The sequence below is a fragment of the Streptomyces sp. NPDC107538 genome, assembly GCF_055657445.1.
The window spans coordinates 374,616-386,858 of the sequence record NZ_JBVKAY010000001.1 but is presented as its reverse complement, the minus strand read 5'-3'; the positions used below and the strand labels follow the sequence as shown (position 1 = coordinate 386,858).

Below are 12,243 nucleotides of genomic sequence, written 5' to 3'. Positions count from 1 at the left end.
CATATGGCCATTCAGGGTCGTCGGTGAGTGAATGACAGTCAATGGAATTCCGTGAACGGCACGTTACGTTCACACCAAGTCGCGCCAGAAATGCCCGGATTGCACATTTATCCACTCCATGTCCTCTTTCATAATGGGGCGGCTCGGGCGCGGGTGGACGACGGAGGGAGACATCGCATGCGAGAGGTCGTCGTCGACGGGCGGACGCTGACGTACGACGAGGTGGTGGCCGTCGCCCGGTACGGCGCCCCGGTCGCCCTCGCCGACGAGGTGCTCCCCCGGCTGGCCCGCGACCGGGCCGTGGTCGAGGACGTCGTCGACCGCCGGGTGCCGACGTACGGCCTGACGACGGGCCTCGGCGCCCGCTCGTCGTACGCGCTGCCGCGCGAGGAGCTGGAGGCCTTCAGCGTGCGCACGGTCCGCGGACGGGCCCACGCGGTCGGCGACCCGCTGCCGGTGCCCGTCGTCCGCGCCGCGCTCCTCGCCCGGGTCAACGGCATCGCGGGCGGCGGCAGCGGCGTACGAGCGGAGGTGCCGCGGCTGCTGGTGGACCTGCTGAACGCACGGGTGCACCCGGTGATCCCGGAGGTCGGGTCGATCGGGGCCTCCGATCTGTGCCAGCTGGCCCATGTGGGGCTGGTCGTCATCGGGGAGGGCGAGGCCGAGTACGGCGGCGAGGTCCTCGACGGCGCCACGGCCCTGCGGCGGGCCGGGCTCGCCCCGGTCGAACTGGGGCCCAGGGACGGGCATGTGCTGTGCGGGGCGAGCCCGCTGGCGGCCGGGCAGGGCGCGCTCGTCCTGCACGAGACGGCCGCCGTCCTCGCGCTGGCGCAGGCGGTCACAGCCCTCACGTACGAGGGGTTCCGGGCGAACACCAGCCCGCTCGACGCACGGGTGCTGGCGCTGCGCCCGGCCCCCGGTCAGTCCCGTGCGGCGGCCGGCCTGCTCGCCCTGCTGGCGGGCGGTGAACTGACCGGTCCGGGCCACGCGCGCCGCGTCCAGGACCCGGTCAGCCTCCGGTGCACGGCCCAGGTGCACGGCGCCGCGTACGCGGCGCTGGACTTCGCCACCGCCGCGCTGGACCCCGAGCTGAACGGCTGCGGCGACAACCCGGTGGTGCTGGCCGACGGCGGTGAGATCCTCTCCTCCGGCAACTTCCACACCCCGGCCCTGGCGCTCGCCCTCGACACCCTCGCGCTGGCACTGACCCAGACCGCGTCGGTCTCCGCCGAGCGCACGAACCGGCTGCTCGACCCCGCCGTCAGCGGACTGCCGGCGAACCTGTCGCCGTACGGTCCGGAGCGCTCGGGTTTCGCGCCGCTGACCAAGACGGCGCAGGCGCTGACCGCCGAGATCCGCATGCTGTCCGTCCCGGTCTCCACCGACCCCCGGCACGGCGCGGCGGCCGTGGAGGACGACTCGACCAACGCCTCTCTGGGCGCCCGGCGGCTGACGACGCTGCTGACCCGGCTGCGGCAGCTGCTCGCCGTGGAGGCCGTGGTCGCCGCGCAGGCGGTGGATCTGGCGGCACCGGCCGCATTGGGGGGCGGGCCGGAGTTCCTGCGGCGTGCGATCAGGGAAGTTGTTCCCCGCCTGGACGACGACCGGCCGTGCGGGGTGGACGTGGAGCGGGTGCGCCGCGACATCCTGGAGTCGGACGGCGTCCGGAGCACTCTGCGCGCCCTGACCGGGGAAGCGTCGGCCTTCGTGGGAGGAGCGTCATGACCAACTGCGACGTGCACCAGCATCTGTGGACCCCTTCGCTGGTGACGGCATTGCGCTCACGCCGCGAACCACCGTTCCTGGACGGCTGGACCCTGTACCTCGACGGCGAGCCGCCGTTCGAGCTGCCGCCCGCCGACCACGACATCGCCCGCCGTACGGAACTCGCCGGCGCCGACGGCCTCGGCCGGGCCCTCGTCTCGCTCTCCTCCCCGATCGGGGTGGAGTGGCTGCCCGCGACCGAGGCCCGCCCCCTGCTCGACGCCTACCACGAGGGCGCGGCCGCGCTCCCCGAACCGTTCGGTGCCTGGGCCGCCGCCTGTGTCCGGGACGTCGACGCCAAGGCGACCGCCGAGGACCTCGACCAGGGCTTCGTCGGCCTCCAGCTCCCGGCGGACGCCCTCACCGACGCGGCCGGTTACGACCGCTGCGCCCCGCTCCTGGACCTCCTCGAAGAGCGGGACCTGCCGCTGTTCGTGCACCCGGGGCCCGCGCCGGGCGGAGCCGAGGGGCCCGGCTGGTGGCCCGCGATGGTCCCCTACGTCCAGCAGATGCACTCCGCCTGGTTCGCCTTCCGCGCCTTCGGCCGCCCCCGCCACCCCCGGCTGCGGGTCTGCTTCGCCCTGCTCGCCGGACTCGCCCCGCTGCACGGGGAGCGGTTCGCCGCCCGCGGCGGCGGCGACCACGCCGCGGTGGACCCGGGCGTCTTCGTGGAGACGTCCTCCTACGGCCCCACGGCCGTCGAGGCCGTGGTCCGCGCCCTCGGCGTGGACTCGGTCGTCCAGGGCTCCGACCGCCCCTACGCCGAACCCCCGCAGCGGCCCGGCTTCGGCCTGGGCGGGGCGGCGGCGTACGCCTTCCGCATCGCCAACCCACGACGGCTGCTCACCGGCACGGACCGCTGAGGGCGGAGGGGGCGTCAGCGGCCGGAGCGGATCAGTCCCGTGAGGTAGCGCCACAGCGAGGAGCGCTGCCGGGCGGACACGTCCGGTGTCACCGCCCCCGCCTCGTCCGTGGCCCCCGCGTCGGTCGCGCCCGCCGGGTCCGGCGGCGGTGGTTCGGCGCCCGGCGCGAGTTCGTAGCGGACGGGCAGCGAGCGCAGTCCGCGCATGAACGGCGAGGAGCGCCAGGGCAGTTGGTCGACGGGGAGGGCGAGGTCGAGGTGGGCGAACCGCTCGAACAGCCGGCCCACTCCGACGGCCGCGACCGTCGAGGCGAGTTCACGGGCCGGGCACTGGCGCGGGCCCGCGCCCCAGGACAGATGGGCCCGGGTGCTGACCGTGGTGCCGACGGCCACGTGGTCGGCGAAGAGCGGGTCGGCGTGCGCGGCGGCGGCGGAGACCCAGACCGGGTCGCCCTCGCGGATCGTGTAGGCGCCGAGCGGGGTGTCCTTCGCGGCGAACCTCGGGACGAAGTTCACCAGCGGCGGCTTGCGCATGACGACCCGGTTCATGGCCTCCCGGACCATGCCGGCGGAGAGGCTGGCCCGCACGCTGTCCTCGCCCGACAGGACCTCGACGACCGTGTTGGAGATGAGGATGCCGACGTGGTCGGAGGTCATGCCGAGCAGCATGAACAGCTCGCGGGCCAGCGCGTCGAGCGACAGGTCGGGGTGGGCCGCCAGCAGATAGGAGGGGAAGTCCTCGCCCGGTGTCTTCAGCTTCAGCTCTCCCAGTTCCGTGAGCGCGCCGAGCAGCCGGTCGAGGGCGGGCCCCGCGTCGGGCCCCGCGTCCAGGACCCGCCACATGTCCATCAGGGCGTCGTCGCCCTGGGAGCCGGGGAAGCCCAGCAGATGGCTGGCCACCATCAGCGGCAGGGGGCGGGAGAACTGCGCGGACACGTCCGCCAGCCCGGTGCCGCCCGCCTGTCCCATCAGGGTGATCAGTTCGTCGGCGTAGGCGGTGACGGCCGTCTTGAGCCGCTTGGCCTGCGGGTTGCGCGGGTCCTGGAACGGCTTGAGCGCCTGGTCCCACGCCGACCGCAGCGACGGGTAGCCGGGGCCGCCCTGGATCAGTACGTGGTTGACCTCCAGGGAGGGCCCGAGCGGCCAGTCGGCCGGGACCCTGCCCTCGGTGCGGGCCCGCCAGTTCTCCAGGCCCTTGGGCCAGCCCGCGTCGTCCTGGAGCACCTGGAGCGACTCGCGGTAGCCCAGCACCAGCCAGGCGGGGACGCCCAGCAGGTCGACCGGGGCCACCGCGCCGTGGCGCTGCCGCAGCCGCTCGTACACCAGCGAGGGGCGCGTCTCGTAGTCCCGGGTCAGCAGCGGTTCGGGAGACAACTCCTCCAACCCCGCGCCGTCCAGCTCCACGGACACACCCTCACCCGACTGGGTTTCCCTCACCATGCCGCCCCTCCGACACTCCCCGTACCGGCGCACCTTCAGCCGGTAGCCGGAACCGTGGGGACCCTACCCCAGAGTCACTTACGGGGGAACGCCGGGCATCACCACGCACAGCTCCGGCCGGGTGACGCACAGCCGCGCGCCGGGCTGCGGGCGGGCCGGGCGTCACCTCCCGGCGCGGGCCGCCTTGACGAACTCCCTGATCAGACCGGGGTCCTTGACGCCCCGGCGCTGTTCCACGCCGCTGGAGACGTCCACGCCCCAGGGCTGGGTGGCGGCGACGGCGTCCCGTACGTTCTCCGGGGTGAGGCCGCCCGCGAGGAGCCACTTCTCCCCGGAGGCGGCCAGCGGCTTGCTCGCCCAGTCCCAGGCGATGCCCGAGCCGGGGACGGGTGCGTCGAGGAGCAGCATGTCCTCGCCGAACTCGCCGCAGCGGGGCACCGAGTCGCCGAAGGCGGCGGCGCGGATCAGGGTCCGGCCGTCGGCCGCCAGCTCGTCGTAGTAGGCGCGGTCGTCGGGGCCGTGCAGCTGGATCGCCCGGATCCCCGACGCGGCGGCCGCGGCCCGTACGTCGTCCAGGGGTTCCTCGCGGAACACCCCGACCGTCAGCACATGCTCCGGCACCCGACGGCCCAGCCGGGCGGCGAGGGCGGCGTCGATCCGCCGCGGACTGGCCGAGAAGACGAAGCCGATGGCATCGGCCCCCGCCTCGACCGCCGTGTCGACGTCCTGCTCGGTCTTCAGACCGCAGATCTTGATGAAGAGGGACTCACTGGAGTTGCTCACACCCCCAGCCTGCCGCATCGGCGCCGCGACGGGGACAGCGACCACCCGGCCCCGGCCCCGGCCCCGGTCACTGCCACGCTCCCGACAGATGGCGGGTGACGACCGCGGTGAGGGTGCGGACGCCCTGGGTGGAGCCGGGGTCGATGCCGGTGAGTTCGCGGACGCGGCGCAGCCGGTAGTCGAGGGTGCGGGTGTGGACGTTGAGGGCGGTGGCCGTGGGGCCGCGCTGCATGTCGTGGCGGTAGTAGGCGTCGAGGGTGAGCAGTAGGTCCGGGCCGGAGTCCAGCGCGCGGGCCAGCGAACGCAGCCATGCGTCGACGAACGGCACGTCCGCGACCGCGAGTTCCACGAAGACGTCGGCCAGGGCATGCGGTCGCAGCCGGCCGGAGGCCCGGCGCAGCGGGGCCGCCCGGCCGATCCGCCGGGCCCGGTCCAGCGCCTCGGCCAGCTCCGGCAGCGGCGCGGTGGCGGTGCCCACGGCACAGGGCCGGCCGAGGGCGCGGGCGAAGTCCCGTACGAGATCCGGGAGATGGCCGGGAACGAGGTCGGGCAGGAGGTCGGGGGCGGTGTGCGGCGGCGCGGTGTGTGGCGGAGCGGTGTGCGGCGGCGCGTTCTCCGCTGTCGTGGCGCCGGGAAGCAGCGGCACCAGGGCGATCAGTTCCGCGCCCCCTTCGGCGTCCTCCGGGCCCCACATGACCGGCGTCTGGTGGGCCTTCACCAGTGTCTCGATCTCGTTTTCCAGGAATCGGTCGACGGCGGGCGGTTCCGGCAGCCGGAACACCGTCACCGCGCAGTGCTCCGGCAGTTCCATGTCGACCGCGGCGGCGAGTTCCGCGGATATCGGATCACCCTTCAGCATTGACCGGGCCAGCAGCGCGACCTGCTCGGTGTACGGCATTCGGCGGCGCAGCACACGGACGAATCCCTGCCGGTAGGCGCCGATCCCCCGCTCACCCTGCGGGGCGAACCAGGTCATCATCCGCATCAGTTCGTCGACACCGCCGCCGCGCTGCGCGTCGGTCGCCTCGTTGATCTCGCGCAGCATGAGCGCGGTGTGCACGCGCAGCACCCCCTGCCGTGCGTCGAGCGACATCCCGGCGGCGGCCCGCAGCTCCCCCATGGACCCGATGTAGCCGAGATCATCTTCGGTCAACTCGCTGTTGTCCGGCGAGAGTTCGACTGTCCGATGCCGGAGCCACACTGCGTGCTCCAGTGTCTGGGCACGGGCCCGCACATCCTTGTCCAGGAACCCGAACTCCGGTATCTCGCGCGTGTAGGTCTCGACCTCCCGGCGGGCGTTGGTCGACGCCTGACGGGCCAGTTCGGCGAAGAGGCTCCCCATGGACGCGAGCATGTCATTCCGGACGAACGGGCCGACAGACGAGATCCGGACGGCGTTCATCACTTCGCATAAATCGGCGGCAAGCGGGCCGACAGGGTTTTTGTCACCATGCGCAAAATTCCCGGATCGGGGCGTTCCCGTCACCTGTTCCGCTTGTGGAGGAGTCGTAAAGCGGCCTTAATGAGAACCGCCGTACACGCCCGTGGGGGAACACGCGAAATCAGTACGGGCACAGGTACGCAATTCCTCGGCCAGGCGCCACGCAATGGCGCACGCCCATACGGGAGGGAAACTCCGATGAAAGCAGGCGTACGAAAGAGAATCATGGCGGCGACGGCGGTAGTCGTCACCTCGACGGCGCTCATGCTCGGCACCCCGGGCACCTCGTCGGCCGCCCCCGCCGCCGCTCCCAGCCTGCGCGCCTACGGGATCACCGGCGACGGCACCCTGATGGCCGCGTTCTGGACCGACCGGGCGGACGTGCTCAACTGGGTCAGGGCCGTCACCGGTCTCAGCGGTGACACGGGCCTGATCGGCATCGACTTCCGGGTGCAGAACGGCGTGCTGTACGGCGTCGGCAACAAGGGCGGCATCTACACGATCACGATCCCGACGGGCAGCCAGGACGTCGTGGTCTCCAAGGTGTCCCAGCTGCAGTACGCGCTGGTCGGCACGAACTTCGGCGTCGACTTCAACCCGGCGGCCGACCGACTGCGTGTGATCAGCGACAACGGCCAGAACCTGCGGCACAACCTGAACGACCACACGACCATCCAGGACCTGAACCTCACCACCCCGCCGATCGAGGGCACCACCAAGGGCGTCTCCGCCGCCGCCTACACCAACAACGACCTCGACGGGACCACCGCGACCACGCTGTTCGACATCAACACGACCACGGACCAGGTCGTCATCCAGTCCCCGGCGAACAACGGCACCCTCGCCCCGACCGGCAACCTCGGCCTCGACGCCCAGATCAACGCCGGCATGGACATCTACTCCACCCTGAGCGGCGGCAAGACGGTCGACAACACCGCCTTCGCCACCCTCACCGCCTACGGCGCGAGCACGCCCTCCCTCTACACGGTCAACGTCTTCACCGGGCAGGCCACCCTCGTGAACGACGCCGCCAAGTCCAAGTTCCCCCTGAACATCACGGATCTGGCCGTCTCCCTCACCGGCAGCTGACCACCACCGCCCCACCGCTCCACCCTCGCCGCGGCCCGGACCTCTCCGGACCGCGGCGAGTCGGCGTACGTACCTCCCCTATGCTTCTACACGTCTGTAGAGGGACATGGCTCTCAACAGCCTTCGTACGTACGCACGTTAAGGAGTGGACGCCACGATGGTGTTCAAACGACTGCTCGGTTCGCTCGGTGTGGGCGGCCCCACGGTCGACACGGTGCTCGACCCCGGCGCGGTCCGCCCCGGCGCCACGCTGAGCGGCCGGGTCCATCTCAAGGGCGGTGACGCCGACTTCGAGATCGAGCACCTCACCCTGGAGCTGGTGGCGCGGGTCGAGGCCGAGCACGAGGAGGGCGAGAGCGAGGGCGTGGCCGTCTTCGACCGGACCACCGTCGGCGGCGGCTTCCGGCTGGCGGCGGGCGAGGCGCACGAGGTCCCGTTCACCCTCGCCCTGCCGTGGGAGACCCCGATCACCGAGCTGTACGGCCAGGCGCTCGGCATCGTGCTCGGCGTCCGCACCGAACTGGCCGTGGCCGACGCCCGGGACAAGGGCGACCTCGACCAGTTGAACGTCACCCCGCTGCCCGTGCAGGAGGCGATCCTCGAAGCCTTCGGCCAACTCGGCTTCGGCTTCCGGTCCGCCGACCTCGAACACGGGCGGATCCACGGCACCGGTCAGCGACTCCCCTTCTACCAGGAGATCGAGCTGACCCCCGCCCCCCAATACGCCGACCGGATCAACGAGATCGAGCTGACCTTCCTCGCCGGTCCCGGCGGCGTGGAGGTCGTTCTGGAGGCCGACAAGCGCGGCGGCGCGTACACCGAGGGCCACGACGCCCTCACCCGCTTCACCGTCTCCCACGACGAGGTCGCCCACCAGGACTGGAACGCCCTGGTCGACGGCTGGATCCGGCAGTTGGCCGAGCACCGCTCCGCGTACGCGGCCAACTCCCTCTACGCCCACCAGGGTTCGCACGGCGACGACGGCCACCGCTCCGGCCCCGGCATCGGCACCGCCGTCGCCGCGGGCGCGGCCGGGCTCGCCGTGGGGGTGGTCGGCGGCATGGTCGCCGCCGAAGTCGTGGACGAGGTCGGGGACTTCTTCGAGGGCGAGGAGGAGGAAGAGGAGGCGGAGGAGGAGGAGGCCGAGGAGGAGTAGACGGCGGAGGAGCCGCAAGGGAGGGCCGACGTACGGTCCGGCGGGCCGGGAGCGGCCCGCCGGGTCAGCGCATCTTCTCCAGGTCGAGGTCCGATCCGACGACCAGGGTCACCACCCCCGCGGCGGCGTCCGCGGACCGCGCGGCCTTGGCGTCGGGCAGCCGTGAGGCGAGGACCTTGGCGTGCTGGGTGAGGTCGTCCGGGTAGGAGACCGTGGTGGTGTCGGTGGTCTCGGGCGCGTTGCCCGTGCCGACGACCGTGAAGCCGGCCTCGCGCAGCTTCTCGGCGACGGCGGCGGCGCGCCCGGTGACCCCGGTGCCGTTGAGGACCTGGACGCGCACGGTGGACGCGTAGATCAGGTCCTTCTTGGCCCGCGCCTGGAGCTTCTTCTTGTCCACCTCCTTGTCGCCGGCCAGCGAGGTGAACAGATCGGCGGCCTGCGGGTACTGCCAGACGATGTTGGCCTTGTCGGTGGGGACGTCGGCCTCACGCGGGTAGTTGGGGACGGTGAGGAAGGTCAGCCGGTCGCTCGGGATGCCCTTCAGCTCGGAGGCGAGGTCGTACAGCGGGTCGATCCCGGCGAGATCCTCGTCCGTGGTCAGGGACTTGGTGGCGGACTGCAGGAAGTCGTAGAGCGACGTGGGGCTGGTCAGCTTGGACTTGGCCTTGGCGGCCAGGGCCTCCATGAACTCCTGCTGGCGGCCGATGCGTCCGATGTCGGAGCCGTCGCCCACCGCGTAGCGGGTCCGTACGTAGCCGAGGGCCTGCTCGCCCTGGACGGTCTGGCATCCGGCTTCGATGTCGAGGTGGGCGTTGTCGTCCTTGATGGCCTGCTCGGGGCAGACCTCGATGCCCTCCAGGGCGTCGACCATGCCCTTGAATCCCTGGAAGTCGACGGACATGAAGCTGTCGATGCGCAGCCCGGTGTTGGCCTCGACCGTCCGGATCGAGCAGGCGGCGGCCCCGGCGACCTCGCCGGTCGAACCGCCGATCGCGAACGCCTCGTTGATCTTCGCCAGATGTGGGCCGGACGTGGTGCCGTCGCCCTTCTCGCAGGCGGATATCTCCACCCAGGAGTCGCGCGGGAACGACACGACCGTGGCCCACTCCCGGTTCGCGGGGATGTGCAGCACCATCAGCGTGTCCGACTGCATGGTGGTCAGGTCCTTGCCGTACTTGGCGTTGGCCCCGTCCCGGCTGTCCGAGCCGACGACCATGATGTTCTTCGACCCCGGGCTGAGGTTGACCGGGCGGTCCCCGCCGAGTTTGCCGTCGACGTCGGCGCCCTTGATGTTGTTGTTCAGGTCCTGGTAGACCCAGGCACCGACACCGCCGACCCCGAGGACGAGCACGGCCGTGGTCCCGGCGAGCCAGCTCACCGTCCGGCCCCGCCGTGTCAGCCGCGTGCCCCCGCCTCCGGCGCCCGCGCGCCGCCGTCCCGTACCGCTCACCGGCCCTGCCCCCGCCTCGGCCGCACCCGGCCGGTCGACTGCCCCCTGGACGTCCGGTGCTCGTGATCACCGAACCCGCAGGACTCTACATGCATGTAGATATACGGTTCGGTGCCGTACACGTCTCACCACGCCCCGTGTTCACGACGTCGTTCACGCCCCTCGTGAGCGAACGTCACAGAGGCGTCGCAGCGTACAGAATGAGGGCCATCGTCACGGCCGAGTTCGCCGACGACATCGCCGAGAGGGCCGCGCCGACGGCCGCTCCCCACGTGGCCAGTCCCACCGTGGTGAACACCGAGGGCCAGCTGCGCACCGCGGGCGCCGGACCGAGCAGGGCCGCCACCCGGCGGGGCACCGGGCCCACAGCGGGCCGGGTCGCGGCGAACCCGGCGAGCGTCGCCTCCGGTGAACCGGCGGACACCAGCGCCGCCTTGCCGATCGCGCGCGCCACCACCCGGCGGCTGCCGACCGTGTGCGCCGCGTCCTCGTCCGCCCACCGCTCCGCCGTGTACGCCACGGCCGTGCCCAGGGGCCGCAGGAACGGGTTGGCGCGCGCGGCCAGTCGGACGGCCAGCAGCAACCGGTGGTGTCGGGCGGCGAGATGGGCCCGCTCATGGGCGAACAGCGCCCGCCGCTCGGCCGGTTCCAGACAGGCCAGCAGAGCCGTGCTCACCACGATCCGGTCACGCCGGCCGCCGGGCAGCGCGTACGCGTACGGCGCCTCGTCGGGCAGGACGGCCACCTCGGTGCCGGGCAGCCCGGCCAGGGCCCGGTGGGCGCGGCGGCGTACCCGGCCGTGCCGCCGCAGGGTCCGGCCGCAGGCGAGCAGCACGGCGAGCAGCGCCGGGATGGCGAGGCGTCCGGCGACCTCGTCGTACGGGACGGCCGCGCGCACCTCGGGGTCGGACCAGCCGTCGGGCAGCGGATTGCCGGGCAGTTGGGCCGTGCCGACCACCATCAACAGGCCGAGGCAGACCGTGCTGCACACCGCCATCACCACGGCGACACCGGTCAGCAGCCGGGTGGCGGTGCGTGGATGCAGCCGTTGCTCGGCGAGGCGTGCGATGGGCCACGCGGTGAGCGGCAGGACCAGCGGCAGAAAGACGAACACCCCCATGAGGCTTCAGTCGTCCCCTTCGCCCCTCGCCCGCCCCAGCAGCTCGCGCAACAGCCGTTCGTCGTCCGGCTCCAGGGAGGTGACGAAGCTGGCCAGCACCGCCTCACGGTCGCTCTCGCCGTCGAGGACGCGGCGCATCCGGTGCGCGGCCAGGCCCGCCTGGTCCGAGGCCGGGGTCCACACGAAGGAGCGGCCGGAACGCTCCCGGCTCACCGCGCCCTTGGCCAGCAGCCGGGTCAGGATGGTGATCACCGTCGTATAGGCGAGGTCCCCGCCGAGGCGTTCCTGCACCCACCCCGCGCTCTCGGGGCCGTCCGCCTCGCGCAGCGCGGACAGGACGAGGGCCTCCAACTCACCTTGGCCCCGCCGCCGGGAGCGCTGCCGGTCCGTCACGCCCCGTCCCCTTCCGTCACCGTCACCCGTCACTGTCCTCGTGATCTACAGAATTGTAGAAGGAGAGTTGCCGAAGAACCCTCCTCATCTTCTACAGTGCTGTAGATTTCTCAGGAATCCACGACACCGAGAACCACACCTACAACGTCAAGAAGGAGTACGCCGTGGGAGTTTCCCTGTCCAAGGGCGGCAACGTCTCGCTCAGCAAGGCGGCACCGGGTCTGACGGCCGTCCTGATCGGACTGGGCTGGGACGTACGGACGACCACCGGCACCGACTACGACCTCGATGCCTCGGCGCTGCTGCTCGACACCGCCGGGAAGGTCCTGTCGGACCGGCACTTCGTCTTCTACAACAACCTGACCAGCCCGGACGGTTCGGTCGAGCACACCGGCGACAACCTCACCGGCGAGGGCGAGGGCGACGACGAGTCGGTCAAGGTGAACCTGGCGGCCGTGCCCGCCGAGGTCGACCGGATCGTCTTCCCGGTCTCGATCCACGACGCCGCGAGCCGGGGCCAGAGCTTCGGCCAGGTCCGCAACGCCTTCATCCGCGTCGTCAACCAGGCCGGCGGCACCGAGATCGCCCGCTACGACCTGTCCGAGGACGCCTCCACGGAGACGGCGATGGTCTTCGGCGAGCTGTACCGCAACGGCGCCGAGTGGAAGTTCCGTGCCGTCGGGCAGGGTTACGCCTCCGGGCTGGCCGGGATCGCCGCCGACTTCGGCGTCAACGTCTGAGGAGG

At 72.0% G+C, this 12,243-nt stretch carries 11 protein-coding genes; 5 read left to right on the top strand and 6 right to left on the bottom strand.

Going from position 1 to position 12,243, the window contains the following annotated elements; all coding sequences use genetic code 11:
• Nucleotides 1–177 precede the first annotated feature (177 nt).
• Together ACZ7MG_RS01720 and ACZ7MG_RS01715 are read left to right on the top strand one after the other, a co-directional pair.
• Complete coding sequence (locus ACZ7MG_RS01720; protein ID WP_471385997.1) at nt 178–1,725, top strand: aromatic amino acid lyase; 1,548 nt, start codon at nt 178–180, stop codon at nt 1,723–1,725.
• Nucleotides 1,722–2,627, top strand: a complete 906-nt coding sequence (locus ACZ7MG_RS01715; RefSeq protein ID WP_471385999.1) for an amidohydrolase family protein — start codon at nt 1,722–1,724, stop codon at nt 2,625–2,627. Before ACZ7MG_RS01720 ends, ACZ7MG_RS01715 begins: the two co-directional genes overlap by 4 nt.
• A gap of 14 nt (nt 2,628–2,641) precedes the next feature.
• Here the strand turns inward: ACZ7MG_RS01715 and ACZ7MG_RS01710 are convergent, their stop codons facing one another.
• The 3 genes from ACZ7MG_RS01710 to ACZ7MG_RS01700 all read right to left on the bottom strand — a co-directional run bounded on the left by ACZ7MG_RS01710 (nt 2,642) and on the right by ACZ7MG_RS01700 (nt 6,191).
• Entirely contained in the window at nt 2,642–4,066 is a 1,425-nt protein-coding gene (locus ACZ7MG_RS01710; protein WP_471386001.1) for a cytochrome P450 family protein, read from the bottom strand.
• A gap of 162 nt (nt 4,067–4,228) precedes the next feature.
• The gene (locus ACZ7MG_RS01705) at nt 4,229–4,867 is read right to left on the bottom strand and encodes a phosphoribosylanthranilate isomerase (RefSeq protein ID WP_471386468.1); all 639 of its coding nucleotides are present in this window, start codon (nt 4,865–4,867) and stop codon (nt 4,229–4,231) included.
• A 49-nt stretch (nt 4,868–4,916) separates the two neighbouring features.
• Nucleotides 4,917–6,191 carry a PucR family transcriptional regulator gene (locus tag ACZ7MG_RS01700; protein WP_471386003.1) on the bottom strand — a complete coding sequence of 425 codons (1,275 nt, stop codon included), beginning with the start codon at nt 6,189–6,191 and terminating at the stop codon, nt 4,917–4,919.
• 324 nt (nt 6,192–6,515) lie between these two features.
• Here ACZ7MG_RS01700 and ACZ7MG_RS01695 point away from each other — a divergent pair, with 324 nt between their 5' ends.
• Nucleotides 6,516–7,379, top strand: a complete 864-nt coding sequence (locus tag ACZ7MG_RS01695) for a DUF4394 domain-containing protein (protein ID WP_471386004.1) — start codon at nt 6,516–6,518, stop codon at nt 7,377–7,379.
• A gap of 157 nt (nt 7,380–7,536) precedes the next feature.
• Complete coding sequence (locus ACZ7MG_RS01690; protein WP_471386006.1) at nt 7,537–8,535, top strand: sporulation protein; 999 nt, start codon at nt 7,537–7,539, stop codon at nt 8,533–8,535.
• A 64-nt stretch (nt 8,536–8,599) separates the two neighbouring features.
• On the opposite strand, the gene ACZ7MG_RS01685 is transcribed toward ACZ7MG_RS01690, so the two are convergent.
• The 3 genes from ACZ7MG_RS01685 to ACZ7MG_RS01675 all read right to left on the bottom strand — a co-directional run bounded on the left by ACZ7MG_RS01685 (nt 8,600) and on the right by ACZ7MG_RS01675 (nt 11,498).
• Nucleotides 8,600–9,985 carry an LCP family protein gene (locus ACZ7MG_RS01685; RefSeq protein WP_471386008.1) on the bottom strand — a complete coding sequence of 462 codons (1,386 nt, stop codon included), beginning with the start codon at nt 9,983–9,985 and terminating at the stop codon, nt 8,600–8,602.
• A gap of 175 nt (nt 9,986–10,160) precedes the next feature.
• Nucleotides 10,161–11,105: a M56 family metallopeptidase gene (locus ACZ7MG_RS01680; RefSeq protein ID WP_471386010.1), complete on the bottom strand. Its 945-nt coding sequence runs from the start codon at nt 11,103–11,105 to the stop codon at nt 10,161–10,163.
• Nucleotides 11,106–11,111: 6 nt separating this feature from the next.
• Nucleotides 11,112–11,498 (bottom strand): BlaI/MecI/CopY family transcriptional regulator, encoded by a 387-nt coding sequence (locus tag ACZ7MG_RS01675; RefSeq protein ID WP_471386012.1) that lies wholly within the window; start codon nt 11,496–11,498, stop codon nt 11,112–11,114.
• Between the two features lie 164 nt (nt 11,499–11,662).
• On the opposite strand from ACZ7MG_RS01675, the gene ACZ7MG_RS01670 reads away from it, so the two are divergent.
• Entirely contained in the window at nt 11,663–12,238 is a 576-nt protein-coding gene (locus ACZ7MG_RS01670) for a TerD family protein (RefSeq protein WP_471386014.1), read from the top strand.
• Nucleotides 12,239–12,243: the final 5 nt, after the last annotated feature.

What these genes read in the sequence shown, in the direction of transcription:
- ACZ7MG_RS01715 (WP_471385999.1), top strand. Translation starts at nt 1,722, where the DNA reads ATGACCAACTGCGACGTGCACCAGCATCTGTGGACCCCTTCGCTGGTG.
- ACZ7MG_RS01700 (WP_471386003.1), bottom strand. Translation starts at nt 6,191, where the DNA reads ATGGGGAGCCTCTTCGCCGAACTGGCCCGTCAGGCGTCGACCAACGCC.
- ACZ7MG_RS01710 (WP_471386001.1), bottom strand. Translation starts at nt 4,066, where the DNA reads ATGGTGAGGGAAACCCAGTCGGGTGAGGGTGTGTCCGTGGAGCTGGAC.
- ACZ7MG_RS01720 (WP_471385997.1), top strand. Translation starts at nt 178, where the DNA reads ATGCGAGAGGTCGTCGTCGACGGGCGGACGCTGACGTACGACGAGGTG.
- ACZ7MG_RS01680 (WP_471386010.1), bottom strand. Translation starts at nt 11,105, where the DNA reads ATGGGGGTGTTCGTCTTTCTGCCGCTGGTCCTGCCGCTCACCGCGTGG.
- ACZ7MG_RS01690 (WP_471386006.1), top strand. Translation starts at nt 7,537, where the DNA reads ATGGTGTTCAAACGACTGCTCGGTTCGCTCGGTGTGGGCGGCCCCACG.
- ACZ7MG_RS01695 (WP_471386004.1), top strand. Translation starts at nt 6,516, where the DNA reads ATGGCGGCGACGGCGGTAGTCGTCACCTCGACGGCGCTCATGCTCGGC.
- ACZ7MG_RS01705 (WP_471386468.1), bottom strand. Translation starts at nt 4,867, where the DNA reads ATGCGGCAGGCTGGGGGTGTGAGCAACTCCAGTGAGTCCCTCTTCATC.